22 protein-coding genes and 1 tRNA gene are annotated in these 23,165 nt (G+C 68.0%); 16 read left to right on the plus strand and 7 right to left on the minus strand.

Annotated features, from left to right (window positions below; genetic code table 11):
- The first annotated feature begins 80 nt into the window (after positions 1 to 80).
- On the plus strand, positions 81 to 980 hold the full coding sequence (locus tag AC04ME_RS10565; protein ID WP_475434882.1) for an alpha/beta fold hydrolase: 900 nt from the start codon (positions 81 to 83) through the stop codon (positions 978 to 980).
- Here AC04ME_RS10565 and AC04ME_RS10570 read toward each other — a convergent pair.
- Positions 952 to 1,425, minus strand: a complete 474-nt coding sequence (locus tag AC04ME_RS10570; protein WP_079112772.1) for an Lrp/AsnC family transcriptional regulator — start codon at positions 1,423 to 1,425, stop codon at positions 952 to 954. The genes AC04ME_RS10565 and AC04ME_RS10570 overlap by 29 nt on opposite strands.
- A gap of 168 nt (positions 1,426 to 1,593) precedes the next feature.
- Here AC04ME_RS10570 and pdhA point away from each other — a divergent pair, with 168 nt between their 5' ends.
- Genes pdhA through AC04ME_RS10585 form a run of 3 tightly spaced genes read left to right on the plus strand, consistent with a single transcriptional unit; the run spans position 1,594 to position 5,083 of the window.
- Positions 1,594 to 2,709: a pyruvate dehydrogenase (acetyl-transferring) E1 component subunit alpha gene (gene pdhA, locus AC04ME_RS10575; protein WP_079113974.1), complete on the plus strand. Its 1,116-nt coding sequence runs from the start codon at positions 1,594 to 1,596 to the stop codon at positions 2,707 to 2,709.
- A gap of 2 nt (positions 2,710 to 2,711) precedes the next feature.
- Positions 2,712 to 3,722: an alpha-ketoacid dehydrogenase subunit beta gene (locus AC04ME_RS10580; RefSeq protein WP_079112773.1), complete on the plus strand. Its 1,011-nt coding sequence runs from the start codon at positions 2,712 to 2,714 to the stop codon at positions 3,720 to 3,722.
- Positions 3,719 to 5,083: a dihydrolipoamide acetyltransferase family protein gene (locus AC04ME_RS10585; protein WP_079112774.1), complete on the plus strand. Its 1,365-nt coding sequence runs from the start codon at positions 3,719 to 3,721 to the stop codon at positions 5,081 to 5,083. Before AC04ME_RS10580 ends, AC04ME_RS10585 begins: the two co-directional genes overlap by 4 nt.
- Here AC04ME_RS10585 and AC04ME_RS10590 read toward each other — a convergent pair.
- Entirely contained in the window at positions 5,076 to 5,669 is a 594-nt protein-coding gene (locus AC04ME_RS10590; protein ID WP_042536694.1) for a TetR/AcrR family transcriptional regulator, read from the minus strand. The genes AC04ME_RS10585 and AC04ME_RS10590 overlap by 8 nt on opposite strands.
- Before the next feature lie 112 nt (positions 5,670 to 5,781).
- Here AC04ME_RS10590 and AC04ME_RS10595 point away from each other — a divergent pair, with 112 nt between their 5' ends.
- Genes AC04ME_RS10595 through AC04ME_RS10615 form a run of 5 tightly spaced genes read left to right on the plus strand, consistent with a single transcriptional unit; the run spans position 5,782 to position 11,707 of the window.
- Positions 5,782 to 7,335, plus strand: a complete 1,554-nt coding sequence (locus AC04ME_RS10595) for a carboxyl transferase domain-containing protein (protein WP_475434885.1) — start codon at positions 5,782 to 5,784, stop codon at positions 7,333 to 7,335.
- A gap of 5 nt (positions 7,336 to 7,340) precedes the next feature.
- Positions 7,341 to 9,257 (plus strand): acetyl/propionyl/methylcrotonyl-CoA carboxylase subunit alpha, encoded by a 1,917-nt coding sequence (locus AC04ME_RS10600; RefSeq protein ID WP_475434887.1) that lies wholly within the window; start codon positions 7,341 to 7,343, stop codon positions 9,255 to 9,257.
- Between the two features lie 2 nt (positions 9,258 to 9,259).
- Positions 9,260 to 10,408 carry an acyl-CoA dehydrogenase family protein gene (locus AC04ME_RS10605; RefSeq protein WP_475434889.1) on the plus strand — a complete coding sequence of 383 codons (1,149 nt, stop codon included), beginning with the start codon at positions 9,260 to 9,262 and terminating at the stop codon, positions 10,406 to 10,408.
- A 10-nt stretch (positions 10,409 to 10,418) separates the two neighbouring features.
- A complete protein-coding gene (locus AC04ME_RS10610; protein ID WP_042536786.1) occupies positions 10,419 to 10,904 on the plus strand; it encodes a MaoC family dehydratase in 486 nt (161 codons plus the stop codon).
- The gene (locus AC04ME_RS10615; RefSeq protein ID WP_475434891.1) at positions 10,901 to 11,707 is read left to right on the plus strand and encodes an HpcH/HpaI aldolase/citrate lyase family protein; all 807 of its coding nucleotides are present in this window, start codon (positions 10,901 to 10,903) and stop codon (positions 11,705 to 11,707) included. The genes AC04ME_RS10610 and AC04ME_RS10615 overlap by 4 nt, the downstream gene beginning before the upstream one ends.
- Before the next feature lie 26 nt (positions 11,708 to 11,733).
- On the opposite strand, the gene AC04ME_RS10620 is transcribed toward AC04ME_RS10615, so the two are convergent.
- A complete protein-coding gene (locus AC04ME_RS10620; RefSeq protein ID WP_042536690.1) occupies positions 11,734 to 12,321 on the minus strand; it encodes a histidine phosphatase family protein in 588 nt (195 codons plus the stop codon).
- Entirely contained in the window at positions 12,318 to 13,157 is an 840-nt protein-coding gene (locus AC04ME_RS10625; protein ID WP_042536689.1) for a Sir2 family NAD-dependent protein deacetylase, read from the minus strand. The genes AC04ME_RS10620 and AC04ME_RS10625 overlap by 4 nt, the downstream gene beginning before the upstream one ends.
- A 97-nt stretch (positions 13,158 to 13,254) precedes the next feature.
- Between AC04ME_RS10625 and AC04ME_RS10630 the strand changes: the two genes are divergently transcribed.
- Complete coding sequence (locus AC04ME_RS10630; protein ID WP_475434894.1) at positions 13,255 to 14,058, plus strand: TrmH family RNA methyltransferase; 804 nt, start codon at positions 13,255 to 13,257, stop codon at positions 14,056 to 14,058.
- Positions 14,059 to 14,071: 13 nt separating this feature from the next.
- Here AC04ME_RS10630 and AC04ME_RS10635 read toward each other — a convergent pair whose 3' ends face one another.
- Positions 14,072 to 14,899, minus strand: a complete 828-nt coding sequence (locus tag AC04ME_RS10635; RefSeq protein ID WP_079112780.1) for an SGNH/GDSL hydrolase family protein — start codon at positions 14,897 to 14,899, stop codon at positions 14,072 to 14,074.
- A 145-nt stretch (positions 14,900 to 15,044) separates the two neighbouring features.
- On the opposite strand from AC04ME_RS10635, the gene AC04ME_RS10640 reads away from it, so the two are divergent.
- Both AC04ME_RS10640 and AC04ME_RS10645 read left to right on the plus strand, forming a co-directional pair.
- Positions 15,045 to 16,787, plus strand: coding sequence for a DEAD/DEAH box helicase (locus AC04ME_RS10640; protein WP_042536686.1), 1,743 nt, complete (start codon positions 15,045 to 15,047; stop codon positions 16,785 to 16,787).
- 124 nt (positions 16,788 to 16,911) lie between these two features.
- Positions 16,912 to 18,009, plus strand: a complete 1,098-nt coding sequence (locus tag AC04ME_RS10645; protein ID WP_042536685.1) for a VIT1/CCC1 transporter family protein — start codon at positions 16,912 to 16,914, stop codon at positions 18,007 to 18,009.
- 122 nt (positions 18,010 to 18,131) lie between these two features.
- On the opposite strand, the gene AC04ME_RS10650 is transcribed toward AC04ME_RS10645, so the two are convergent.
- A tRNA-Leu gene (locus tag AC04ME_RS10650) sits at positions 18,132 to 18,214 on the minus strand.
- A 113-nt stretch (positions 18,215 to 18,327) separates the two neighbouring features.
- Between AC04ME_RS10650 and AC04ME_RS10655 the strand changes: the two genes are divergently transcribed.
- Positions 18,328 to 19,623: a M20/M25/M40 family metallo-hydrolase gene (locus tag AC04ME_RS10655; RefSeq protein WP_042536684.1), complete on the plus strand. Its 1,296-nt coding sequence runs from the start codon at positions 18,328 to 18,330 to the stop codon at positions 19,621 to 19,623.
- Between the two features lie 45 nt (positions 19,624 to 19,668).
- Positions 19,669 to 20,493, plus strand: a complete 825-nt coding sequence (locus AC04ME_RS10660; RefSeq protein ID WP_079112782.1) for an undecaprenyl-diphosphate phosphatase — start codon at positions 19,669 to 19,671, stop codon at positions 20,491 to 20,493.
- Between the two features lie 26 nt (positions 20,494 to 20,519).
- On the opposite strand, the gene AC04ME_RS10665 is transcribed toward AC04ME_RS10660, so the two are convergent.
- Positions 20,520 to 21,368, minus strand: a complete 849-nt coding sequence (locus AC04ME_RS10665) for a PAC2 family protein (protein WP_042536682.1) — start codon at positions 21,366 to 21,368, stop codon at positions 20,520 to 20,522.
- Between the two features lie 124 nt (positions 21,369 to 21,492).
- On the opposite strand from AC04ME_RS10665, the gene AC04ME_RS10670 reads away from it, so the two are divergent.
- Both AC04ME_RS10670 and AC04ME_RS10675 read left to right on the plus strand, forming a co-directional pair.
- Positions 21,493 to 22,143: an HAD family hydrolase gene (locus AC04ME_RS10670; RefSeq protein WP_475435045.1), complete on the plus strand. Its 651-nt coding sequence runs from the start codon at positions 21,493 to 21,495 to the stop codon at positions 22,141 to 22,143.
- Positions 22,140 to 23,159: a tRNA (adenine-N1)-methyltransferase gene (locus AC04ME_RS10675; RefSeq protein WP_042536680.1), complete on the plus strand. Its 1,020-nt coding sequence runs from the start codon at positions 22,140 to 22,142 to the stop codon at positions 23,157 to 23,159. Before AC04ME_RS10670 ends, AC04ME_RS10675 begins: the two co-directional genes overlap by 4 nt.
- Positions 23,160 to 23,165 lie beyond the last annotated feature (6 nt).

Below are 23,165 nucleotides of genomic sequence, written 5' to 3' on the forward strand. Positions count from 1 at the left end.
GCTTTCACCGTAGATCCGGGCTCCGACATCCGGGCGGAGGCACACGGAGAGCATGCATCCGCCGACTCTAGACTTGGTCCATGACCGCCCCCTCTCCCTATGCAGACCGCCTGAGCCGACTGCCGGTCGTGCGCCACGAGGTCGATGTTCGAGGTGGGACCACCGTGTTCTGGGAGTACGGACCCGCCGACGCTGACGTGACGATCGTCGCGGTGCACGGATTCCGAGGGGAGCACCACGGCCTCGAGCCGATCCTCGCGTTCCTTCCGGAGGTTCGCGTGATCTCTCCCGATCTCCCGGGATTCGGCGAGACGGCGCCAGTCGCCGGCCGTTCCTACGATCTCGACGAATACGTCGCGTGGCTGAAGGAGTTCGCGGCGACGGTGGCTCCCGGCGCGGTGACACTCGGGCACTCCTTCGGATCGATCGTCGCCTCTGCGGCGGTCGCGGCGGGTCTCGAGACCCCGCGGCTGATCTTGATCAACCCCATCGGAGCGCCCGCACTCGAGGGCCCCAAGGGCATCATGACGCGTCTCGCGGTCCTGTACTACTCACTCGGAGCGCGCCTGCCCGAACGAGCGGGAACGGCGCTCCTGCGCAACCGTCTGATCGTCAGGATCATGAGCATCACGATGGCCAAGACGTCGGACCCGCAGCTGCGGCGGTTCATCCACGACCAGCACGACACCTACTTCTCGCGGTTCGCCGACCGCGACGTCCTCCGGGATGCGTTCGTGACGAGCGTGTCGCATGACGTGAGCGAGTTCGCCTCCTCGATCTCGACGCCCACGCTTCTCATCGCCGCCCAGCGAGACGACATCACCCCCATCGAGGTCGAGCGACAGCTTGCGGAGCGCTTCGACGACGCCACTCTGGTCGAGATCGCCGAGGTCGGACACCTGATCCATTACGAGACGCCCGCCGAAGCCGCAGGTGCCGTTCGCCGATTCCTCAGGATTCCCGTCGCGCGAGGCCGATGAGGCCGGCGACACGGAACGGGATCACCTCGCCCATCGCGAGAGAGGTCTCGGTGCGCTCCACGCCTTCGATCGACAGGATGCGCGCGTCGGTGTCGAAGAGGTGTCTGGCGTCCCTGCACGCGACGCGCGCGAGCAGGTCGATGGACCCGCTGAGTCCATGCGCCTGCACGACTTCGGGGATGCGGGCCAGCTCGTTGATGATGCGTGGCAGCTCGGTCTGACGCACCCCGATGCTCACGAACGCCTGAAGCGGGAATCCGAGCACGTCTGTCGAGAACGATCGCTCGTACGACTGGAATATCCCGGTCTGCTCGAGTCTCGCCATCCGCGCCTGAATGGTGTTGCGGGACAGCCCGAGGTTCTCCGCGAGCGCGACGATCGTGACGCGGGGATCATCGGAGAGCGCGGCGAGCAGTTCGAGATCAATGCGGTCAAGTCCGGCCATAGTGCCAAACGATAGCAGGGTGGGGGATGCCCGGATTTGGCAACATGCTCAAGCCGATCGCGGTTGCTTGAGCGAGGTGATGAGCGGACGTACTCTCGACTCAACCGGCGATGAGGCCGGGGCCGAGCGTAGAACCCGTGACGACGGCCACGAATGAGGAGGACGATGATGTCACCGCAGATCACCCCGATCGTCGATACGGCGCAGGATCTCGAACTCGCCGAGCGCATCCTCTCACCGGAGGGCGAGCGGATCTCGAACCCGCTGCTCGACTCCTATGTCGATGACGTCGACGCCGCACAGCTGCGGGCGCTGCATCGCGACATGGTCATCCTCCGTCGTATCGACGCCGAGGGCGTCGCGCTCCAGCGTCAGGGGCAGCTCGGGCTCTGGGCTCCGTGCCAGGGACAGGAGGCGACCCAGATCGGCACCGCGAGGGCGCTCGCGCCTCAGGACTACGTCTTCCCGAGCTATCGGGAGACGGGGGTCATCTACGCGCGTGGCGCTGAGCCCGGCGACTTCGTCCGCATGTGGCGCGGCGAGGAGGGCGCGGGTCACGACCCTGCAGCACTCCGGGTCGCTCCGCTGCAGATCATCATCGGAGCGCAGACGCTCCATGCCGTCGGCTATGCGCTCGGCATCCGTCATGAAGGCGCGGACGAAGTCGCCGTCACCTACTTCGGCGACGGTGCCACGAGTCAGGGCGACGTCAACGAGGCGATGATCTTCGCCTCCTCCTATCAGGCTCCGGTCGTCTTCGTCTGCCAGAACAACCACTGGGCGATCTCGGAGCCCGTGTCGGTGCAGTCGAAGTATCCGATCGCCGGGCGGGCGCCCGGCTTCGGCATCCCGAGCCTCCGGGTCGACGGCAATGATGTCCTCGCATGCGTGGCTGCGATGCGCTGGGCCCTCGCGCACGCCCGATCAGGAAAGGGCCCCGCCTACATCGAAGCCGTCACATACCGGATGGGCCCGCACACGACAGCCGACGATCCGACTCGCTACCGCAGGGATGACGAGCTCGAGGCATGGCGTCGTCGCGACCCCATCGCTCGCCTGGAAGCGCATCTGCGGTCGCTGGGCGAGCTGAGCGACGAGCAGATCGCCGACACTCAGAAGGCCGCCGACGTCGCGGCACGGGAGATGCGCGCCGAGTGCCTGAGCATGGTGACCCGCCCTCCGCTCGCCGTCTTCGACGGCGTCTACGCCGAGCCGCACGCCGGGCTCGATCGTCAGCGCGATGAGTACGCCGCGTACCTGGCATCCTTCGACGGGGAGGTGTGAACATGACTCAGATCACTCTCGGGAAGGCGCTCGGCGCGGGTCTGCGCCAGGCGATGCGAGACGACGAGAAGGTCGTGCTGCTGGGCGAGGACATCGGCAGACTCGGCGGCGTCTTCCGCATCACGGACGGACTCCTCGACGAGTTCGGTGCGAAGCGCGTGATCGACACGCCTCTCGCAGAGTCCGGCATCGTCGGAATGGCTGTCGGATTGGCGTTCCGTGGCTATCGGCCGGTCGTGGAGATCCAATTCGACGGCTTCGTGTACCCCGCGTTCGATCAGATCGTCGCCCAGGTGGCCAAGCTGCACTACCGCACGCAGGGTCGGGTACGGATGCCGATCACGATACGCATCCCCTGGGCCGGCGGGATCGGCGCGGCCGAGCACCACTCGGAATCGCCCGAGGCGTACTTCGTGCACACGGCAGGACTGCGCGTGATCGCCGTGTCGAATCCCGAGGACGCGTACCGGAGCCTGCGTCAGGCCATCGCGTCGGACGACCCGGTGATCTTCTTCGAGCCCAAGCGGCTCTACCACCACAAGGGCGAGGTCGACCTCGACGCACCGCTGGCGGATGCCGCGCCGATGGGACTCGCACGTGTCGTCCGAGCAGGTGACGATGCGACCCTCATCACCTATGGGGCGATGGTCACGACCGCGTTGCAGGCGGCCGAGGCTGCGGAGGACGAGGGCATCTCGCTGGAGGTCATCGATCTGCGTTCGCTGTCGCCCGTCGACTACGACACGGTCGCGACGTCGGTCCGCAAGACCGGGCGGGTCGTCGTGGCGCACGAGGCCTCACGCGAGGCAGGCATGGCCGCCGAGGTGATCGCGAGCGTCACGGAGCGATGCTTCGAATACCTCGAGTCTGCTCCACTGCGTGTGACCGGACACGATGTCCCCTATCCGCCGGCGAAGCTCGAGAAGTACCACCTGCCGGACCTCGACCGGCTGCTGGATGCCGTCGATCGCGTGCTCGACCGTCCGAACAGCCTGACGGGAGCAGACGCATGAACGCGGAGTTCCGACTGCCGGATCTCGGCGAGGGGCTGACAGAGGCGGAGGTCGTCCAGTGGCTCGTCGCACCCGGCGACACAGTGACGCTCAACCAGACTCTGGCGGAGGTCGAGACGGCCAAGGCGATCGTCGAGCTGCCATCTCCCTACGAAGGCGTCGTCGCCGCCCTGCATGCCGAGGCGGGACAGACGATAGCGGTCGGTGCTCCGCTGATCGAGTTCGACGTGGAGGGAGCCGATGGCCCGTCCACCGCGGACTCGAGCGGAGTCGATGGGCAGGAGAAGGCGCAGCCCAACCTGGTGGGCTACGGAGCCGCCCCTACGGCATCCGGGCGGCCCGCTCGGCGCGCCAGGCGCGCGGCCGGAGCCAGAGCGACGACCGACACGGCTGTGCTCGAGGCGGCACCGCATGACGCCTCGCCGACTGTGAGCGTCGAGGTCGTCACCGAACGGCCTCGGTCCACCCCTCCCGTGCGCGCGTATGCGAAGCGTCTCGGCGTCGACCTCGCCCTGGTCGCCGCGTCGGTCGGAGATCGCGTGATCACACGCGCCGACATCGACGACTACGTCTCCCGCACCGGGGTGACTGTCGAGCAGGCGGACCCCACGCCACGACGCACTGCTGTTCCGGACGACGCGACCGGGCTCCGGGAGCATTCGCGCGAGACGCGCATCCCCATTCGCGGAGTCCGCAAGCACACCGCCGCAGCGATGGTCGAGAGCGCCTTCACCGCTCCGCACGTCACGGTCTTCCACACCGTCGATGTGACAGCGACCATGGACCTTCTCGAGTCGCTGCGCGGCGACCGGTCGCTGTCCGAGCACCGGATCGGCCCACTCGCCGTCGTGGCGAAGGCGGTGTGTCTCGCGCTGACCCGCGCCCCCGGCTTGAACGCGCGGTGGGACGAATCCGCGGGAGAGATCGTGCAGTTCGGGTACGTCGATCTCGGAATCGCGGCCGCGACCGACCGCGGACTCATCGTGCCGCACATCCGTGACGCCGAGACCATGAGCCTCATCGAGCTCGCGGATGCCGTGAGGTCTCTCGCCGCCACGGCGCGTGAGGGCAGGACGTCTCCGGTGGAGCTGTCCGGCGGCACTTTCTCGATCTCGAACATCGGGGTGTTCGGCGTCGATGCAGGCACCCCGATCCTCCCGCCCGGGCAATCGGGGATCCTCGCGGTCGGCGCGGTCCGGCGTCTTCCGTGGGAGCACCGCGGCGAGATCGCCCTTCGCCACGTGATGACGCTCAGCCTCTCCTTCGATCACCGGATCGTCGACGGAGCGGAGGGCGCGAGGTTCCTCAAGGATGTCGCCGACGTGCTGGAGGAACCCGGCCGGGCGATGCTTCTCAGATAGTCGCTCGGAGCGCCGATTCCGCCATCGCGGCGAGCACGGCCGCGGTGGCGGAGTGGTGTCTGGCTGCTGCCCGCGTGCTGTGCGGAGTCGAGTTGATCAACCCGAAGCACGCCTGCACCCGCAGGCGGAGCTCGTCGGCATCGGCCTCGACGAGAGGGTGCAGAGTGTCGATCCAGAGCTCGATGTAGGCGCGTTGCAGGCGTCGGACTGCGGAGTGATCCTGCGCCGAAAGGTGCACGACATCTCGATCGTGCACGCGGATCACGTCGGCGTTGCCGAGGGCGAATTCGACGTGGAAGGCGACGAGTGCGTGGATGCGCTCTTCGGGCGTGGACCCGTCGGCCGCGACGCGGGTTCCTCCGGAGACGAGATCGTCGCTCACCTTGATCAGCACGGCGCCGAGCAGTGCCTGCTTTCCGGCGAAGTGACGGTAGACCGCAGGGCCGGATACGCCCACGGCGGCGCCGATGTCCTCGAGGCTCACCCCGTTGTACCCGCTCTCGGCGAAGAGCCGGGCCGCCTCTCGGAGGATCGCGTCCGACCTCTCTGCCTTCGCGCGATCTCGCGCAGTCGGGGGGCTTGTCATCTCAGTTAATCCTCGCTAACCTGATGCGATCGGTTAGTGAACACTAACCGAGAAAGCATCCAGTGCGCCAGAGCGATGACGCCGGCGCCGTGTGGTCGAGGAGGACGTCACGATGCCCGCAACCCAGCAGGCCCTCGCCGCCGAGCTGCACGAACGACTGGCGGTCGCCTCCAGGGGCGGTCCCGAAGCGTCTCGTGAGAGGCACATCGCTCGGGGCAAGCTGCTTCCGCGAGACCGGGTGACCAGGCTCCTCGACGAGGGCAGTCCCTTCGTCGAGATCGCCCCTCTGGCCGCAGACGGGCTGTACGGGGGAGACGCGCCGGCCGCCGGAGTGATCGCCGGGATCGGCCTCGTGCACGGACGCCACGTGATGGTCGTCTGCAACGACGCCACCGTGAAAGGGGGAACCTACTACCCGCTCACGGTCAAGAAGCACCTGCGCGCGCAGGAGATCGCGCTCGAGAACAGACTGCCCTGCCTGTATCTCGTCGATTCGGGCGGAGCATTCCTTCCCAAGCAGGACGAGGTGTTCCCCGATCGTGAGCACTTCGGTCGCATCTTCTTCAACCAGGCGCGGATGTCGGCGGAGGGCATCCCGCAGCTCGCGGCGGTGCTGGGATCCTGCACGGCAGGCGGCGCCTACGTCCCGGCGATGAGCGATGAGACCGTGATCGTCCGGGACCAGGGCACGATCTTCCTCGGTGGCCCGCCGCTCGTCAAGGCGGCGATCGGCGAGGTCGTCTCCGCGGAAGAGCTCGGCGGCGGTGAACTGCACGCCCGTCGCAGCGGTGTGGTCGACCACCTGGCCGAAGATGACGAGCACGCATTGGAGATCCTGCGTGACATCGTGGCCACTCTGCCGGCGCCCCTCCACCCGGTGTGGGAGGTGCACGACACTCGTGAGCCCGCGGAGTCCGGATCGCTCTACGACGTCGTCCCCGTCGACGTCAACGCCGCATACGACGTGCACGAGGTCGTCGCGAGGTTGGTCGACGGCGACACATTCCGGGAGTTCAAGGCGGAGTACGGCACGACCCTCGTCACCGGGTTCGCGCGACTGCACGGGCATCCGGTCGGGATCGTGGCGAACAACGGCGTGCTGTTCAGCGAGTCCGCGCTGAAGGGCGCGCACTTCATCGAGCTCTGCGACCAGCGCGGCATCCCCTTGGTCTTCCTGCAGAACATCTCGGGGTTCATGGTCGGGTCGGACGCAGAGGCGGGGGGCATCGCGAAGGACGGAGCCAAGATGGTCACCGCCGTCGCCAGCACGCGCGTGCCGAAGCTCACCGTGATCATCGGCGGATCCTTCGGAGCAGGCAACTACTCGATGTGCGGACGGGCCTATTCGCCGAGATTCCTGTGGACGTGGCCGGCCAGCCGCATCTCGGTGATGGGCGGCGCCCAGGCGGCGTCCGTGCTCGGGACGGTCAAGGACGACCAGCTCGCAGCACGCGGCCAGGCCTGGAGCTCCGAGGAGCGCGCGGCCTTCGAGCAGCCCATCCGTGAGCAGTACGAGACCCAGGGCGAGCCGTATTACGCCACTGCTCGCCTGTGGGACGACGGCATCATCGATCCGGCCCAGACTCGCGACCTGCTGGGGCTCGCCCTCGACGTGGTCGCCCGAACCCCCCTTCCCGAGCCGCACTTCGGCCTCTTCAGGATGTGACCGCAATGACGACCTCTGCCACCCGCGAATTCGACACGGTGCTCGTCGCCAACAGGGGCGAGATCGCACGCCGCATCATCCGCACGCTGCAGACCATGGGCATCCGCAGCGTCGCCGTCTACAGCGATGCGGATGCCGATGCACCCCATGTGCGCGAGGCCGACGACGCCGTGCGGATCGGTCCGGCGCCGGTCGCCGAGTCCTACCTCGACATCGACGCCGTCATCGCGGCCGCGCGTGCGACCGGGGCGCAGGCCATCCACCCCGGGTACGGCTTCCTCTCCGAGAGCGTCGGGCTGGCGGAAGCATGTGCCGAGAGCGGTGTCGTCTTCATCGGGCCGCCGATCGACGCGCTCCAGATCATGGGCGACAAGGCCAAGGCCCGCGATCACGTCGTCCGATCAGGAGTCCCCGTGGTGCCCGGGTTCGACGCGAGAGGACTGTCGGACGCGGAGATCGCCGAGGAGGCGGACGCTGTCGGCTACCCCCTGCTCGTGAAGCCGAGCGCGGGGGGTGGCGGCAAGGGGATGGAGGTCGTCGAGACGCCGGCCGGACTGAGCGCCGCCCTGGCCTCTGCGCGCCGCGTTGCGCTATCGGCATTCGGTGACGACTCGCTGATCCTGGAGAGGCTCATCCGGCGGCCACGACATATCGAGGTGCAGGTCTTCGGTGACACGCACGGCACGGTGCTCGCCCTCGGCGAGCGCGAGTGCACGCTCCAGCGCCGCCACCAGAAGGTCATCGAAGAGGCTCCGTCTGCAGGCATCCCCGACACGACAAGGGACCGTCTTCTCGAGGCCGCGACCCAGGCCGCGGCGAGTGTCTCGTACGTCGGCGCCGGCACGGTGGAGTTCCTCATCGATGCAGATGCTCCCGACCAGGTCTTCTTCATCGAGATGAACACCCGCCTGCAGGTCGAGCACCCCGTCACGGAGGAGGTGACCGGACTCGACCTCGTCGCCCTCCAGATCGCTGTCGCCGCAGGAGGACGCCTCGACTCCGCACCCACGGTGCGCGGGCACGCAGTCGAGGCGCGCGTGTACGCCGAGTCGCCCGAGCGCGGGTTCCTTCCGTCGACCGGCCGCATTCTGCTATTCGACCCCCCTCAGGGGGTGAGAGTCGATGCGGCGGTCGAGACCGGCAGCGAGGTGACCGGCTTCTACGACCCGATGATCGCCAAGGTCATCGCTTTCGCGGATGACCGGAGCACTGCCCTCCGCCGCCTCGACGAGGCCCTGGGCAGAACCGTCGTGCTGGGCGTGGACACGAACATCGCCTTCCTCCGGTTGCTCTGCCGCGATGAGCGGGTGAGGGCCGGGGACCTCGACACCGGACTCATCGAGACGCTTCTGCCGCTCGACGACGAGCCGCCGTCGCCGACGATGCTGGTGGCGGCGAGTCGCGCTGTGTCTCACGTCGATGACGCCCTCGGCGAAGCCAGGAGGGCTCGACGAGCGGGCCGGGTGTGGGAGTCTCTCACCAGGCACGACCGACGCGAAGTGTGGTTCCTCACCGACCGGGGCGAGGTGATCCGTGCCCCTGGGACCGACGGTCCAAGATCCCGCGCGGCTGTCGCGACGGACGTCGACGGCGGTGTCTGGGTGAGCGAGGACGGACGCACGGTGCACTTGCGGCCGCTGGATCGCCGGGCCCGCATGCTGCACCGCCTGCAGGCGCGGGAACAGCGCGAGACCGAGAGCGGGCCGGAGGCGCGGGCCCCGATGCCGGGAAGCGTCGTCGCCGTGCACGTCCGAGACGGCGACGTGGTGACCGCCGGCACCCCTCTCATCTCGATCGAGGCGATGAAGATGGAGCATCCGGTGCTGGCACCGCACGACGGGCCGGTGCACCTGACGGTCGCCGTCGGCGATCAGGTACGACGCGATCAACAGGTCGCGCACATGACGACAGAGGAGAACTGAGCATGTTCGAGCTGACCGATGAGGAACGCGAGCTCGCCGCGATGGCGCGTGACTTCGCCGAGACGGTCGTCGCACCGCAGTCCTACGAAGCGGACCGCACGCACACCCTCTCGATGGACGTCGTGGCGCAGATGGGTGATCTCGGGCTGTTCGGTCTGCCGTTCCCCGAGGAGTACGGCGGCCAGGGGGGCGACTACATGGCCCTGGGCATCGCGATCGAGGCCCTCGGACGCGTCGATCAGTCCATCGCCATCACGCTCGAGGCCGGAGTCAGCCTCGGGGCGATGCCCGTGTTCCGGTTCGGCACGGAAGAGCAGAAGCAGGAGTACCTGCCCGACCTGCTCGCCGGCCGCGCCCTCGCGGGCTTCGGTCTCACAGAGCCGGAGGCGGGCAGCGACGCCGGAGCGACCCGCACGACCGCTCGCCTCGACGGGGACGACTGGGTCATCGACGGCTCGAAGCAGTTCATCACGAACTCAGGGACGCCGATCACCCGCTTCGTCACCGTGACGGCCGTCACCGGAAACGAAGGCGGACGCAAGCAGATCTCGACCATCATCGTCCCCAACGGCACCCCCGGATTCACCGTCGAGGCCCCGTACGACAAGGTCGGATGGAACGCGTCCGACACGCATCCGCTCAGCTTCGCCGGCGCACGCGTGCCCGCGGGCAACCTGCTGGGGGAGCAGGGCAGCGGCTTCCGCAACTTCCTCAGCATCCTCGACGAGGGACGCATCGCGATCGCCGCGCTCTCGACCGGTGCGGCGGAAGGATGTCTCGAAGCCGCCGTCGACTACGCGAAGAGTCGCACGATCTTCGGCAGCGCCCTCAGCACGCGACAGAACGCGCAGTTCACCCTCGCGCGCATGCGCGCCCGAGTGCACACCGCGCGACTCGCCTGGCACCACGCTGCGCGTCTGCGCGACGCGGGACGACCGTTCGCCGAGCAGGCCGCGATCGCGAAGCTCGTCGCTGGAGAGGCGGCCATGGACAACGCGAGGGATGCGACGCAGATCTTCGGCGGGAACGGCTTCATGAACGAGTTCCCCGTGGCCCGTCACTACCGCGACTCGAAGATCCTCGAGATCGGTGAAGGCACCACGGAGGTGCAGCTGCTCGTGATCGCGCGGGCGCTGGGACTCGCCGGGTAGCGTGGCAGGCATGACCGTGCACGACATCGTCCAGCGGGGACTCTTCTTCGAGGAGTTCGTCACAGACGCGCGCTACCTGCATCGCCCTGGACGCACCGCGACCGAGGCCGACAACGTCCTCTTCACGACGCTCACCATGAACACCCAGGCGCTCCACCTGGATGCGGCCTTCGCCGATGCGCAGCGCCCCTTCGGTGCGCGTCTGATCAACTCGATGTGGACGCTCTCGACGATGGTCGGGGCATCTGTGGCGCAGTTGACCCAGGGCACTCTGGTGGCTCAGCTCGGATTCGGGGAGATCGCGTTCCCTCACCCGCTGTTCGCCGGCGACACGCTGTACACCGAGAGCGTCGTCGTCGAGAAGAGGCTCTCGACATCACGCCCGGGTCAGGGAATCGTGACCATCGCCCATACCGGACGGAATCAGGACGCCACAGTCGTCGCGACGGCGACCCGCACCGTCCTCGTCCACTGCCTGCCGGAGGGGGGACGATGACCTTCAGCCTGGGACCCGCGCTGCTCTTCTGTCCTGCCGACCGACCCGAGCGATTCCGCGGAGCCCTCGAAAAGGCGGATGCGGTCATCATCGACCTCGAGGATGCCGTGCTACCAGAGGCGAAGGCCGGCGCCCGGCAGAATCTCATCGATGCCGACCTCGACCCCGATCGGGTGATCGTCCGCGTCAACGCGCCGGATTCCGCCGCCTTCACCGCCGATCTCGCGACCCTCGCCCAGACCGATCTCCGCACCGTCATGGTCGCGAAGACGGAGAGCGCGGAGAGTCTCTCCGCCTTCGACGAGAGCTTCTCGCTGGTCGCCCTGTGCGAAACGGCGAGGGGCGTTCACGCCGCAGATCGCATCGCCGCCCACCCTCAGGTCGTCGCGATGATGTGGGGCGCGGAGGACCTGGTCGCCTCCCTCGGCGGCACGTCGAGTCGCACGGCGAAGGGCGGCTATCGCGACGTCGCCCGCTATGCGCGCTCACGGGTGCTCCTCGAGGCCGGAGCCCAGGGCAAGGGAGCCATCGACGCGGTGCACGTCGACATCGAGGACGTCTCCGGTCTCGAATCCGAGGCGGTCGATGCGGCCGCTTCGGGGTTCGTCGCCACCGCGTGCATCCACCCGAGTCAGGTGGCGGTGATCCGCGGCGCGTACGCACCGGATGAAGCCAGCGTCGACTGGGCCCGCGGAGTGCTCGAAGCCGCCGGGCGCGAACGAGGCGTCTTCCGCTTCAGGGGACGCATGATCGACGAACCCGTGCTGAGGCACGCGCGATCGGTGCTCAGCCGCGTTCGCTGATCAGACGTGCTGCACGGGTTCCCGGGTCAGACGAGCATGCCCTGGTCGATCAGGCGCAGCGAGCCGGGGGAGGCCTCGAAACGGTGGACCGAGCCGTTCGCGAGGACCTCGCCGACGCGCGGCAGTGTGCCACCGGAGACATGGTCGATCAGCGACCGGATCACGCCTCCGTGCGTCACGACGATGACGGACTCCGCCACCGGTGCGGAACGACGCCGAGCGTCGCGAGCGATCGTGTCGAGTGCGATGAGCGCTCTCTCTGCGACCCCCTCCAATGTCTCCGCCCCGGGGACCGGAGACAGCCAGTCGCCGTACTTCTCGATGTAGTCCGACACGAGCATGCCCTCGCCCTCGCCGAACTCGCGCTCGCGCATGTCCGGCACCAGCACCGGTGAGCCGAGGCCGAGACTCCCCGAGATGATCTCGGCCGTCTCCCGCGCGCGTTTCAGCGGGCTGGCGTAGATCGAATGGTGCGTGGTGCCCTCGAGGAGACCTGCGGCGGTCCGTGCATCCTCGCGGCCCTTCTCGTTCAGCGGGATGTCGGTGGAGCCCTGGATCCGACGGGCGAGGTTCCAGTCCGTCTGGCCATGGCGGATGAGCGTGAGCAGAGTCATTCGAGGAGCTCCTGGATCGCGGGGAGCACATCGCTGGTGCCTGCGGCGATGGTGGCATCGGCCCAGACGTCCGCGCGCGTGGGCTCACGGTTGATGATGATGAGCGGGATGCTGCGTCGTCGTGCGCGTTCGACGAGCCGCACGCCGGAGTTGACGACGAGAGACGAGCCGGCGACGATCAGAGCGTCGCTGGCACGGAGCAGGGACTCGGCAGCCTTGAAGCGGTCTTGCGGGACGTACTCGCCGAAGAAGACGACGTCAGGCTTCAGCATCCCTTCGCAGACGGTGCACACGGGGACGATGAAGCCGTCGGTGCTCTCCGGGAGCACATCGCCGTCGGGGTTCAATGCCACGTTCTCGGGGACGGTGATCCAGGGGTTGCGCTCTTCGATCTGCACCGCGACGTCGCGGCGATCGAACACCTGACCGCATTTCAGGCAGAGGACCCTGCGCATCGTTCCGTGCACTTCGATCACATGAGAGCTGCCTGCACGCAGATGCAGGCCGTCGACGTTCTGGGTGATGACGCCGCTGACGTGACCTGACGACTCCATGTCGGCGAGCGACAGATGACCCGGATTCGGCTCGGCCCGAGCGAACGCCCGCCACCCGAGATGGCCGCCGACCCAGTAGCGGCGCCGTGCAGCCTCGTCGGCGAGGTACCGCTGGATCGTCATCGGATCGGACCGGTTGCGGGATCCTTCGCCACGGTAGGCGGGGATTCCCGAGTCCGTGGAGATGCCGGCGCCTGTGAGCAGTGCGATCTTGCGACCACGCAGGAGTTCAGCGGTGCGAGCGATGGTGGCCGACAGTTCGACCGGACTCGATGCGCTCACAGGACCTCCCTGTGCGAGTCTACGACGTGCGCAGCGTGGTCGACGCGTCGCGGCTGACCGCGGAGCCGGTGGACCAAGCGATGGCAGACTGGGCCGCGTGGAACTGCTGCGCGTGACCGATCCGGACGACCGACGACTCGACGACTACCGCGGGCTCACCGACACCGCGCTCCGGACCGTGAGAGAACCGGCGGGTGGGCTCTACATCGCCGAATCGACGAAGGTGATCGCTCGGGCGGTCGGGGCTGGTCATCGTCCGCGTTCCGTGCTGGTGCAGGAGCGGCGGGTGGACGACATTCGGGCGATCGTCGGCGACCTCGACGTGCCGGTGTACGTCGTCCCCGACGAGGTGGCTGAATCGGTGACCGGTTTCGCCGTTCACCGGGGCACGATCGCGTCGATGCATCGCCCCGTGCTTCCGACCGTGCGCGAGGTCCTCGACGCCGCGAACCTCGTGCTGATCCTCGAGAACGTCGGCGATCACACCAACGTCGGTGCGGCGTTCCGTGCGGCCGCGGGCCTCGGGGCGGACGCGGTGCTGGTGTCGCCCGGGGGAGCGGACCCGCTGTACCGACGCAGCGTGCGCGTGAGCATGGGGACGGTGTTCCAGGTGCCATGGACTCGCATCACGGATTGGGAGTCTGCCGTGGCGGACCTCCACGCGGCGCGGTTCGACATCGCAGCTCTCGCTCTCAGCGATGACGCCGTGGCGCTCGATGCCTATGTCGCGAACCGCCCCGAGCGAGTCGCCATCGTCATGGGTTCGGAGGGCGACGGGCTCTCCCGCACGGCCCTCGACCACGCCGACACGGTCGTGACGATTCCGATGTCCGGTGGCGTGGATTCCTTGAACGTCGCGTCTGCCGCCGCAGTGGCGCTGTGGGCGCTCACCTCGCCCTGACCGCTGGCCGTCGTCAGTCTGACTTCGGGAGGATGATCGGGGAGGGCTCGGGGCGCTTGGCCACGATGTGATCGCCGGATGACTGGTGGCGCAGACGACGCAGGACCCAGGGCACGAGATGCTCTCGGGCCCAGCCGAAGTCCTCGGTGCGGGCCTCGCGCCAGGTGCGGAGCGGGATGGTCTCGGGCTGCATGGCCTCGAGATCGTTGGGCACGTTGAGCGCGCGCAGAACCATGCGGGCGACCTCGTGGTGGCCCAGCGAGTTGTAGTGCAGGCGGTCGTCGTCGAAGAACCGCATGTCCTGCACGACCTTGAGCGCCCACTGATCGGCGACGATGCAGTCGTGTCGCTCGGCGATCGCGCGCACGTTCTCGTTGTAGATGGCGACCTTGCCGCGGAAAGCCCGGAAGACCGGAGTGAAGGCCGTGTCGACTCCGGTGAAGAGCAGAATCGCGGCGCCCGTCGACGACAGACGCGCGACGGCGTCCTCGAGCTGGGCGGCGATCGCGTCGGGGTCGGTTCCCGGTCGGATCACATCGTTGCCCCCGGCGCAGATCGAGATGAGGTCGGGATGCAGCGCCACGGCGGGCTCGATCTGATCGCGCACGATCTGGGAGATCAGCTTGCCGCGCACGGCGAGGTTCGCATAGGCGAAGTCGTCGACCTGGCGCGAGAGCACCTCGGCGACACGGTCTGCCCAGCCACGGTGGCTGCCCGGCTGCGACGGGTCCGGGTCGCCGATGCCTTCGGTGAACGAGTCGCCGATCGCGACGAACCTCCGCCAGGGGTGCGGATTCTCGTTGTCGAGCTCGGGGGTTCGGATCGAATCCTGATCTGTCATCCAGCTCTCCTTCACGACGAGCGCAGCCGTGCGGTGGAGGCCGCGCAGTGACCGAGCCTACCCGGGTACGAGCGTGCGGGCGAGACGCGCGCGGCGGAACTCGTGAGCGTGCCGAGTGTCGGCGGCAGCGATTATCGTTGTCTCGATGCTCTCTCCGTCCTTTCCTCAGCGTGCCCCTTGGGGAACCGCGAACAAGCTGCGCGCCTGGCAACAGGAAGCGCTGGAGCAGTACTTCCAGGCCGATCAGCGAGACTTCCTCGTGGCGGCGACACCGGGTGCAGGAAAAACCACGTTCGCCCTCACCCTCGCCGTCGAGCTCATGCGCATGGGCGAGGTCAACCGCATCATCGTGGTCGCCCCGACCGAGCATCTGAAGACGCAGTGGGCGGATGCCGCCGCTCGCGTGCACATCCGTCTCGACCCCCGGTTCCGCAACAGTCATTGGGCGCCGGCACGGCATTACCACGGCGCCGTGGTCACCTACGCGCAGGTGGCGGCGAAGTCGTCGGTCCACCGTCATCTGACCGAAGACGCGAAGACGCTCGTCGTGCTCGACGAGGTGCATCACGGTGGCGACGCGCTCAGCTGGGGCGACGCGATCCGCGACGCCTACGGACCGGCGAAGCGCCGACTGCTGCTCTCCGGCACCCCGTTCCGCAGCGACACCGCACCGATCCCGTTCGTCGAGTACCACCCTGACGAGTCCGGCGCGCGCATCTCCCGCACCGACTACAACTACGGCTACGGCCGGGCGCTGGCAGACGGCGTGGTCAGGCCCGTGCTGTTCCACATGTACGCGGGCAAGATGCGGTGGCGCACGAGCAGCGGCGACGAGCTCGAGACGCATCTCGGTCAGGACAACACGAAAGACGTCACGTCGCAGGCCTGGCGCACCGCGCTCGACCCCGAGGGCGAGTGGATGCCTGCCGTGCTCTCGGCTGCGGATCGTCGTCTGACCGAGATCAGGCACCACGTGCCCGACGCCGGAGGACTGGTGCTCGCGACCGACCAGACGGTGGCACGCGCCTACGCCAAGATCCTGCACAGCATCACGGGACAGCAGCCGACGATCGTCCTGTCCGACGACGCGACAGCCTCGGAGCGGATCGAGAAGTTCAGCAACAGCGAGGATCGCTGGATGGTCGCGGTGCGCATGGTGTCGGAAGGCGTCGACGTGCCCCGACTGGCCGTCGGGGTCTACGCGACGTCGTCGTCGACGCCGCTCTTCTTCGCCCAGGCGATCGGTCGCTTCGTGCGGGCGCGTCGACGGGGCGAGGCGGCGAGTGTCTTCCTTCCGCAGGTTCCGGTGCTCATGGGACTCGCGAACGAGATGGACAAGCAGCGCGACCACGCTCTCGATCGTCAGTCGAAGGACGACGACGGGCTCGAGGACTCGCTGCTCGAGTCGGCGAACCGCGAAGACGACGCCTCGGATGCGCTGACACAGGAGTTCAGCTATCAGGCGCTCTCGTCTGTTGCGCACTTCGACCGGGTCGTGTTCGAGGGTCAGGAGTTCGGCCAGCTCGCCGAGCCGGGCACCCCCGAGGAGGAGGAGTTCATCGGGTTCCCCGGTCTTCTCGAGCCCGAGCACGTGCACGAGCTGCTGATGCAACGCCAGGCACGTCAGACTCGCCTGCGAGAGACACGGGAGGCCGAGGCAGGGCCGACCGAGACGACCACGCTCCCGGCGCCGCTGCACCGCACGCTTCGCGAGCAGCGCCAGCTGCTGAACAGCCTCGTCGGCCTGTACGCCCGCCAGAAGGGCGAGCCGCACGGGGCCGTGCACGCGGAGCTGCGCCGGATCTGCGGCGGGCCTGCTGTCGCGCAGGCGACCGTCACGCAGTTGCAGTCGCGCATCGACGTGCTCCGCAAGCGCGTCCGATCCTGAATCGCGCCTTCGGTTCGGAGGCCCGAAAAGCTGGCAATCCTGCTCCCAGTGCCGCCGAGAGAGTGGCTCGAAGCTAGCGTTGAACGGTTGCCCCGTTCCCGGGGATCGTCGATCAGGAGACTTCATGACAGCCCCCGCTGCCGCCGAGCCGACCGCCGCAGACCGTCGCCGCTGGGCGCGCTACCTCGTGGAAGAACGCGCCGAAGGGCTCGTCTACCAGAAGCTCGCGAACCGTCGCACGGGCGAGGAGCGCGAGATCCTGCTCAGCCTCGCCGATGCCGAGCGTCGCCACGAGCAGCACTGGCTCGATCTGCTGGGCGCAGAACCGGCGCGACTGCCGCGAGCCGGTATCCGGTCGCGCCTGCTGGGCTGGATGGCCGGGCGGTTCGGATCCATCTTCGTCCTCGCACTCGCGCAGAGCGCCGAGGACAGATCTCCGTATGATTCCGAGCAGTACGCGACTCCTGCCATGCGCGCAGACGAGAAGGTGCACTCCGAAGTCGTCCGAGGTCTCGCCGCTCGTGGGAGGCGCCGTCTGTCCGGGTCGTTCCGTGCTGCCGTCTTCGGAGCGAACGACGGCCTGGTGAGCAACCTCGCACTCGTGCTCGGCATCGGCGCCACGGGTGTCAGCTCCGCCTTCGTCCTGTTCAGCGGGATCGCGGGTCTGCTCGCCGGGGCTCTGTCGATGGGCGCGGGGGAGTTCGTCTCCGTGCGCTCCCAACGCGAGCTGCTGGCGTCGACGGAAGCCAACGAGGATGCCGCGGCATCCGCCGCAGATCTCGACATCGACGAGAACGAACTCGCTCTGGTCTACCGCGCGCGCGGAATCGGCCAGCAGGAGGCGCTCGAGCGCGCACGGCGGATAGTGGACGCCGCGCGTGCCGGAGTCGAGCGCACGACGACGGGGCCGATCCACCTTCACGCCGGAGACGACCACGAGATCGTCGGCAGCGACTGGACGGCGGCCATCTCGAGCTTCCTGCTCTTCGCGTCCGGCGCGATCATCCCTGTGCTCCCGTGGATCTTCGGACTCGATGGGACGACTGCGGTGGTCGTCGCGCTCGTGCTGGTGGGTGTCGCTCTGCTGTCGACCGGAGCGATGGTCGGCATCCTGTCGGGTGGACCGCCCCTGCGTCGCGCGCTGCGGCAGCTGGCGATCGGCTTCGGCGCTGCGGCCGTCACGTACGTGCTCGGGCTGGTGTTTGGCGTGAGCGCGCTCTGACGCGCCCGCCGGCCCGTGGGGCAGGGCTCGGGGGATTCACCTCGAGTTCTGCCGGACGACACGTCGACACCGAAGGTACGAAGAAGGCCTCGGATATCGTATGGATATCCGAGGCCTGTCTGTGCGCGGAGGGGGACTTGAACCCCCACGCCCTTACGGGCACTACGACCTCAACGTAGCGCGTCTACCATTCCGCCACCCGCGCAGGTGTTGGATGTTCGTTGCCGAACGAAGATTTACATTAGCACGAGCTTCGAGGCACTCAGAAACCGGCGGTGACGCCCGGGCGCGCCACGACGTTTCGATAGCCTGGACCTCATGACTGACGTGGCTCTCCCCGAGGTGGTTCGCATCGCGAGCGACCTGATCCGATTCGACACCTCGAACTTCGGCGGAGGCAACGCGAAGGGTGAGCGTGAGGCAGCCGAATATGTCGGCGCCTATCTGCAGGACCTGGGTCTGGATGTCGAATACTACGAGCCGATCCCGCGGCGCACGAACGTGATGGCGCGCGTGCCGGGGCGCGATCGGAGCAAGCCGGCTCTCGTCGTGCACGGGCACCTCGACGTCGTCCCGGCGATGGCCGAGGACTGGAGCGTCGACCCGTTCGCGGGCATCGTCAAGGACGGCATGCTCTGGGGGCGTGGGGCTGTCGATATGAAGAACATGAACGCGATGATCCTCACGGCCGTCGCAGACCTCCTGCGTGCGGGGGAGCAGCCGGAGCGCGATCTGGTGCTCGCCTTCTTCGCCGACGAGGAGAACGGCGGCGTCGAGGGCTCGGCGCTCGTCGTCCAGAACCACCCGGAGTGGTTCGCGGGAGCGACCGAGGCCATCAGCGAGGTGGGAGGCTATTCGATCACGGTCGACGATCGCCGCGCCTACCTGCTGCAGGTGGGGGAGAAGGCGCTCATCTGGATCCGCCTCGTCGCGCGGGGGCGTGCCGGCCACGGAAGCCGACTGCACGACGACAACGCCGTCACGAAGCTCGCAGAAGCTGTGGCGGCCCTCGGGCGCACTCGATGGCCCCTTCGTCTCACTCCCACCACGGAGGCGCTGTTGCAGGGCCTGAGCGCTCTCACAGGCCGCTCCATCGACGACCCGGACGCGCTTGCTGCCGCCGCCGGCCCCGCTGAGGCGTTCCTCCGCTCATCGTTCCGCACGACGACGAACCCCACGGCGCTCACCGCGGGGTACAAGCACAATGTGATCCCCGAACGAGCCGAAGCGCTGATCGACGTGCGGGTGATCCCGGGAACCGAGGACGAGGTGCTCGCCGAGCTGCAGCAGATCGTCGGCGATGACATCGAGATCCAGACCGTCGTTCGCGACATCGGCATGGAGACGCCGTTCGAGGGCGAACTCGTCGAGGCGATGGTGGCGAGTCTGGGGCGGCACGACCCGGGAGTGCCGGTCATTCCGTATCTGCTCGGCGCCGGAACCGACAACAAGGCGCTGGCCTATCTGGGGATCACCGGGTACGGATTCGCGCCACTCCGCCTCCCTGCCGACCTCGACTTCACGGGGATGTTCCACGGTGTCGATGAGCGAGTGCCCGTAGAATCGCTTGTCTTCGGTCAGCGGGTGCTGGCCGATCTGCTGCGCACGTATTGAGCTCTCTGCTCCACGTCCGCGCACCACGAATCAGAAAGCTCCTCCATGCACTTGTTCGAAGCGCTCATCCTCGGCATCGTCCAGGGACTCACCGAGTTCCTCCCGATCTCCTCCAGCGCCCATCTGCGCATCCTCGGCACGTTCCTGCCGTCCGGCGAGGACCCTGGTGCCGCGTTCACCGCGATCACGCAGATCGGCACGGAGGCGGCGGTCGTGGTGTTCTTCTGGCGCGACATCGTCCGCATCATCGCGCAGTGGTTCCGCTCGCTGACGGGCAGAGTGCCGCGCAGCGATCCGGATGCCCGGATGGGCTGGATGATCATCATCGGGAGCATCCCGATCGTGCTGCTCGGCCTGCTCTTCCAGGATCAGATCGAGACCGTCTTCCGGTCGCTCTGGATCGTCGCGATCATGCTGATCGTGTTCGGCATCCTGCTCGGCGTCGCCGACCACGTGGGCGCGAAGCGACGCAAGCTCGATCAGCTCACCTATCCGCATGGCATCGCATACGGCTTCGCGCAGGCGCTCGCGCTGATCCCGGGTGTGTCGCGCTCGGGCGGGACGATCACGATGGGACTGTTCCTCGGTTATGAGCGCGCGGCTGCCGCGCGCTACGCGTTCCTCCTGGCGATCCCCGCGGTGTTCGGCAGTGGCTTCTATCAGCTGTTCAAGAGCTGGGACGAGCCTTCGTTCTTCTCGTTCGGCGACACGCTCGCAGCGACCGGCATCGCGTTCGTCGTGGCACTGGGCGTGATCGCGTTCTTCATGAACTACATCTCGAAGCGCAGTTTCCTGCCGTTCGTGATCTATCGCATCCTGTTGGGCACGGTGCTCCTGGTCCTTCTCGGCACCGGCGTCATCGCGGCATAGCAGCGCGGCACCGGAGACCTCCGGGCTCAGCGCTTGTGGTCTCCGGGGCCGTCGCCTCTGCGCTTCAGATAGCGCTCGAAGGCCTGAGCGATCGCATCGCCGGACGCATCGGGGGAGTCCCACGTGTCGCGGGTCTGCTCGAGCTGGCGGATGTACTCCGTCATGTCCTCGTCATCGGCGGCGGCGGCGTCGATCGACGCCTCCCACGCGGCGGCCTCGGTGCGAAGGTGATCGCGCGGGACGTCGACGCCGGTCAGCTCCTCGAGCCTGTCCAGAAGAGCGAGGGTGACCTTCGGTGACGGAGTGGCGGAGGCGACGTAGTGAGGCACGCTGGCCCACAGGCTCGCGGTCGGGATTCCGGCGCTCTCGGCGAAGTGCTCGAACACGCTGAGGATGCCGACGGGGCCCTCATAGAGAGACCGCTCGAGGCCATGCGCTGCGCGGACCTGCTCGTTCTGGCTCGAGGCGAAGATCGAGATCGGCCGCGTGTGGGGCACATCCGAGAGCATCGCGCCGAGGGTCACGAACCCGGTGATGTCGTCGCGAAGAGCGACGTCGATGAACTCGGCAGCGAACGACTGCCAGGTGCGCGCGGGCTCGACTCCCGTCAGCACCCAGAACTCGGGACCGGGCCCCGGGTCGCGCGGGCGCCACAGACCGGCCTCGGGCCAGGTGAGCTGGCGGCGGCCTTCGGCGTCCGTCTTCGTAGCCGGGCGGGTGTACTGATAGTCGAAGTACAGCTCCGGGTCGATGGAGTGCACGAGGTCGTAGTCGTTCGCGGAACGCAGCGCGGCGATCGCACCGCTCGCGGCCTCACCCGCGTCGTTCCAGCCATCGAAGGCGACGATGACGATGCGTGAACCGAGGACATCCATCGTGGGCTCCCTTCGCCAATTCCGGATCGGTATCCCTCCAGGCTAGTCCGACCGCGCGGGGACCGGGCGGAGCCACGGGTAACATGGTTCGGTGAGCAGACAGCCCCGCGCGATCCTCTGGGACATGGACGGAACCCTCGTCGACACCGAGCCGTATTGGATGGCAGCCGAGACGGCGCTGGTCGAATCCTTCGGCGGGTCATGGACCCACGAGGACGCCCTTCAGCTGGTCGGCAACGGTCTCATCGACAGTGCGATCATCCTCCAGCACGCGGGGGTGGACATGGACGCGGAGGCGATCATCTCGCTCCTCACCGATGGAGTGCAGGAGGCGCTGCGCACGCAGGGAGTGCCTTTCCGCCCCGGTGCCCGCGAGCTGCTGCAGGACCTGAAGTCGGCGGGGATCCCCACCGGCCTCGTCACGATGTCGCTGCGCCGCATGGCGTTGAGCGTCGTCGACCTGATCGAGTTCGACGCCTTCGACATCGTCGTCGCGGGCGATGACGTGATCCACCCCAAGCCTCACCCCGAGCCGTACCTGCACGCGGCGTCGCTGCTCGAGATCGACATCGCCGAGGCGGTGGTCATCGAGGACTCGCCGACCGGACTCCGTGCAGGCATCGCCTCCGGCGCCGTCGCTCTCGGCGTGCCGCACATCGTCTCCCTCGACGACGTCGGCGCTCACGAGCTCTGGCCGACCCTCGAAGGCCGCACCGCCGCAGACCTGATCGAACTCTTCGACCGCAAGTCCTCCATGACGGGAGCCACCCGATGACCGACATCACCTCACCGCGGCCGAGCGGGCCGTTCCGGGAGGGCGATCGGGTGCAGCTGACCGGCCCCAAGGGTCGTCTGCATACCGTGACCCTCCGCGAGGACGGCGAGCTGCACACCCATCAGGGAGTGCTGCGGCATCGTGACCTCATCGGTCTTCCCGACGGTTCGGTCGCCGCGAACAGCTCGGGGCACGAGTACCTCGCGCTGCGGCCGCTGCTGCGCGATTTCGCGATGTCGATGCCGCGCGGCGCGGCGATCGTCTACCCGAAGGATGCGGCGCAGATCGTGATGCAGGCCGACATCTTCCCCGGCGCGGTTGTCGTCGAGGCGGGCGTCGGTTCGGGCGCCCTCTCGCTCTCGCTGCTCCGGGCCATCGGTCCGGTCGGTCGACTGGTGTCGTTCGAACGTCGTGAGGACTTCGCCCAGGTCGCCCGCGGGAACGTCGAGACATTCTTCGGCGAGACGCCGGACACCTGGAACGTGGTCGTCGGGGATCTCGCCGAGGCGCTTCCAGCCGAGTTCCCGGCCGGCACGGTCGATCGCGTCGTGCTCGACATGCTCGCACCGTGGGAATGCATGGACGTCGTCGCCGACGCACTCACACCCGGCGGCGTCGTGCTCTGCTACGTCGCGACGGCCACACAGCTCTCGCGCGTCGCCGAGTACATCCGCGGTACCGGGCTGTTCACCGACCCCGAGGCGTCCGAGACGATGGTGCGAGGGTGGCACGTCGAAGGCCTCGCCGTCAGGCCCGATCACCGCATGGTGGCGCACACCGGCTTCCTCCTCACGGCGCGCCGGCTGGCACCGGGTGCCGTGGCGCCGCAGGTGAAGCGCAGGGCCTCGAAGAGCAGCTATGGCGATGCGGATGTCGACGCGTGGACGCCCGGCGCCGTAGGCGATCGGGAGATCAACGACAAGAACCTGCGCAAGCGTGCCAGGGAGGCCGCGAAGGCCGCCGAAGGGGCACGTCTCGCATCGGGTTCGCGCGAATCCGAGCCACCGACGGAATAGACTGGA

It is taken from the genome of Microbacterium sp. LjRoot205 (assembly GCF_056175745.1).

Excerpts from the sequence above, each read along its gene's own strand:
- AC04ME_RS10655 (WP_042536684.1), top strand. The coding sequence starts at position 18,328 with ATGACTGACGTGGCTCTCCCCGAGGTGGTTCGCATCGCGAGCGACCTG.
- AC04ME_RS10660 (WP_079112782.1), top strand. The coding sequence starts at position 19,669 with ATGCACTTGTTCGAAGCGCTCATCCTCGGCATCGTCCAGGGACTCACC.
- AC04ME_RS10570 (WP_079112772.1), bottom strand. The coding sequence starts at position 1,425 with ATGGCCGGACTTGACCGCATTGATCTCGAACTGCTCGCCGCGCTCTCC.
- AC04ME_RS10605 (WP_475434889.1), top strand. The coding sequence starts at position 9,260 with ATGTTCGAGCTGACCGATGAGGAACGCGAGCTCGCCGCGATGGCGCGT.
- pdhA (WP_079113974.1), top strand. The coding sequence starts at position 1,594 with ATGTCACCGCAGATCACCCCGATCGTCGATACGGCGCAGGATCTCGAA.
- AC04ME_RS10670 (WP_475435045.1), top strand. The coding sequence starts at position 21,493 with ATGGACGGAACCCTCGTCGACACCGAGCCGTATTGGATGGCAGCCGAG.
- AC04ME_RS10635 (WP_079112780.1), bottom strand. The coding sequence starts at position 14,899 with ATGACAGATCAGGATTCGATCCGAACCCCCGAGCTCGACAACGAGAAT.
- AC04ME_RS10610 (WP_042536786.1), top strand. The coding sequence starts at position 10,419 with ATGACCGTGCACGACATCGTCCAGCGGGGACTCTTCTTCGAGGAGTTC.
- AC04ME_RS10595 (WP_475434885.1), top strand. The coding sequence starts at position 5,782 with ATGCCCGCAACCCAGCAGGCCCTCGCCGCCGAGCTGCACGAACGACTG.
- AC04ME_RS10645 (WP_042536685.1), top strand. The coding sequence starts at position 16,912 with ATGACAGCCCCCGCTGCCGCCGAGCCGACCGCCGCAGACCGTCGCCGC.
- AC04ME_RS10590 (WP_042536694.1), bottom strand. The coding sequence starts at position 5,669 with ATGACAAGCCCCCCGACTGCGCGAGATCGCGCGAAGGCAGAGAGGTCG.
- AC04ME_RS10585 (WP_079112774.1), top strand. The coding sequence starts at position 3,719 with ATGAACGCGGAGTTCCGACTGCCGGATCTCGGCGAGGGGCTGACAGAG.
- AC04ME_RS10580 (WP_079112773.1), top strand. The coding sequence starts at position 2,712 with ATGACTCAGATCACTCTCGGGAAGGCGCTCGGCGCGGGTCTGCGCCAG.
- AC04ME_RS10615 (WP_475434891.1), top strand. The coding sequence starts at position 10,901 with ATGACCTTCAGCCTGGGACCCGCGCTGCTCTTCTGTCCTGCCGACCGA.
- AC04ME_RS10665 (WP_042536682.1), bottom strand. The coding sequence starts at position 21,368 with ATGGATGTCCTCGGTTCACGCATCGTCATCGTCGCCTTCGATGGCTGG.
- AC04ME_RS10640 (WP_042536686.1), top strand. The coding sequence starts at position 15,045 with ATGCTCTCTCCGTCCTTTCCTCAGCGTGCCCCTTGGGGAACCGCGAAC.
- AC04ME_RS10600 (WP_475434887.1), top strand. The coding sequence starts at position 7,341 with ATGACGACCTCTGCCACCCGCGAATTCGACACGGTGCTCGTCGCCAAC.
- AC04ME_RS10620 (WP_042536690.1), bottom strand. The coding sequence starts at position 12,321 with ATGACTCTGCTCACGCTCATCCGCCATGGCCAGACGGACTGGAACCTC.
- AC04ME_RS10565 (WP_475434882.1), top strand. The coding sequence starts at position 81 with ATGACCGCCCCCTCTCCCTATGCAGACCGCCTGAGCCGACTGCCGGTC.
- AC04ME_RS10675 (WP_042536680.1), top strand. The coding sequence starts at position 22,140 with ATGACCGACATCACCTCACCGCGGCCGAGCGGGCCGTTCCGGGAGGGC.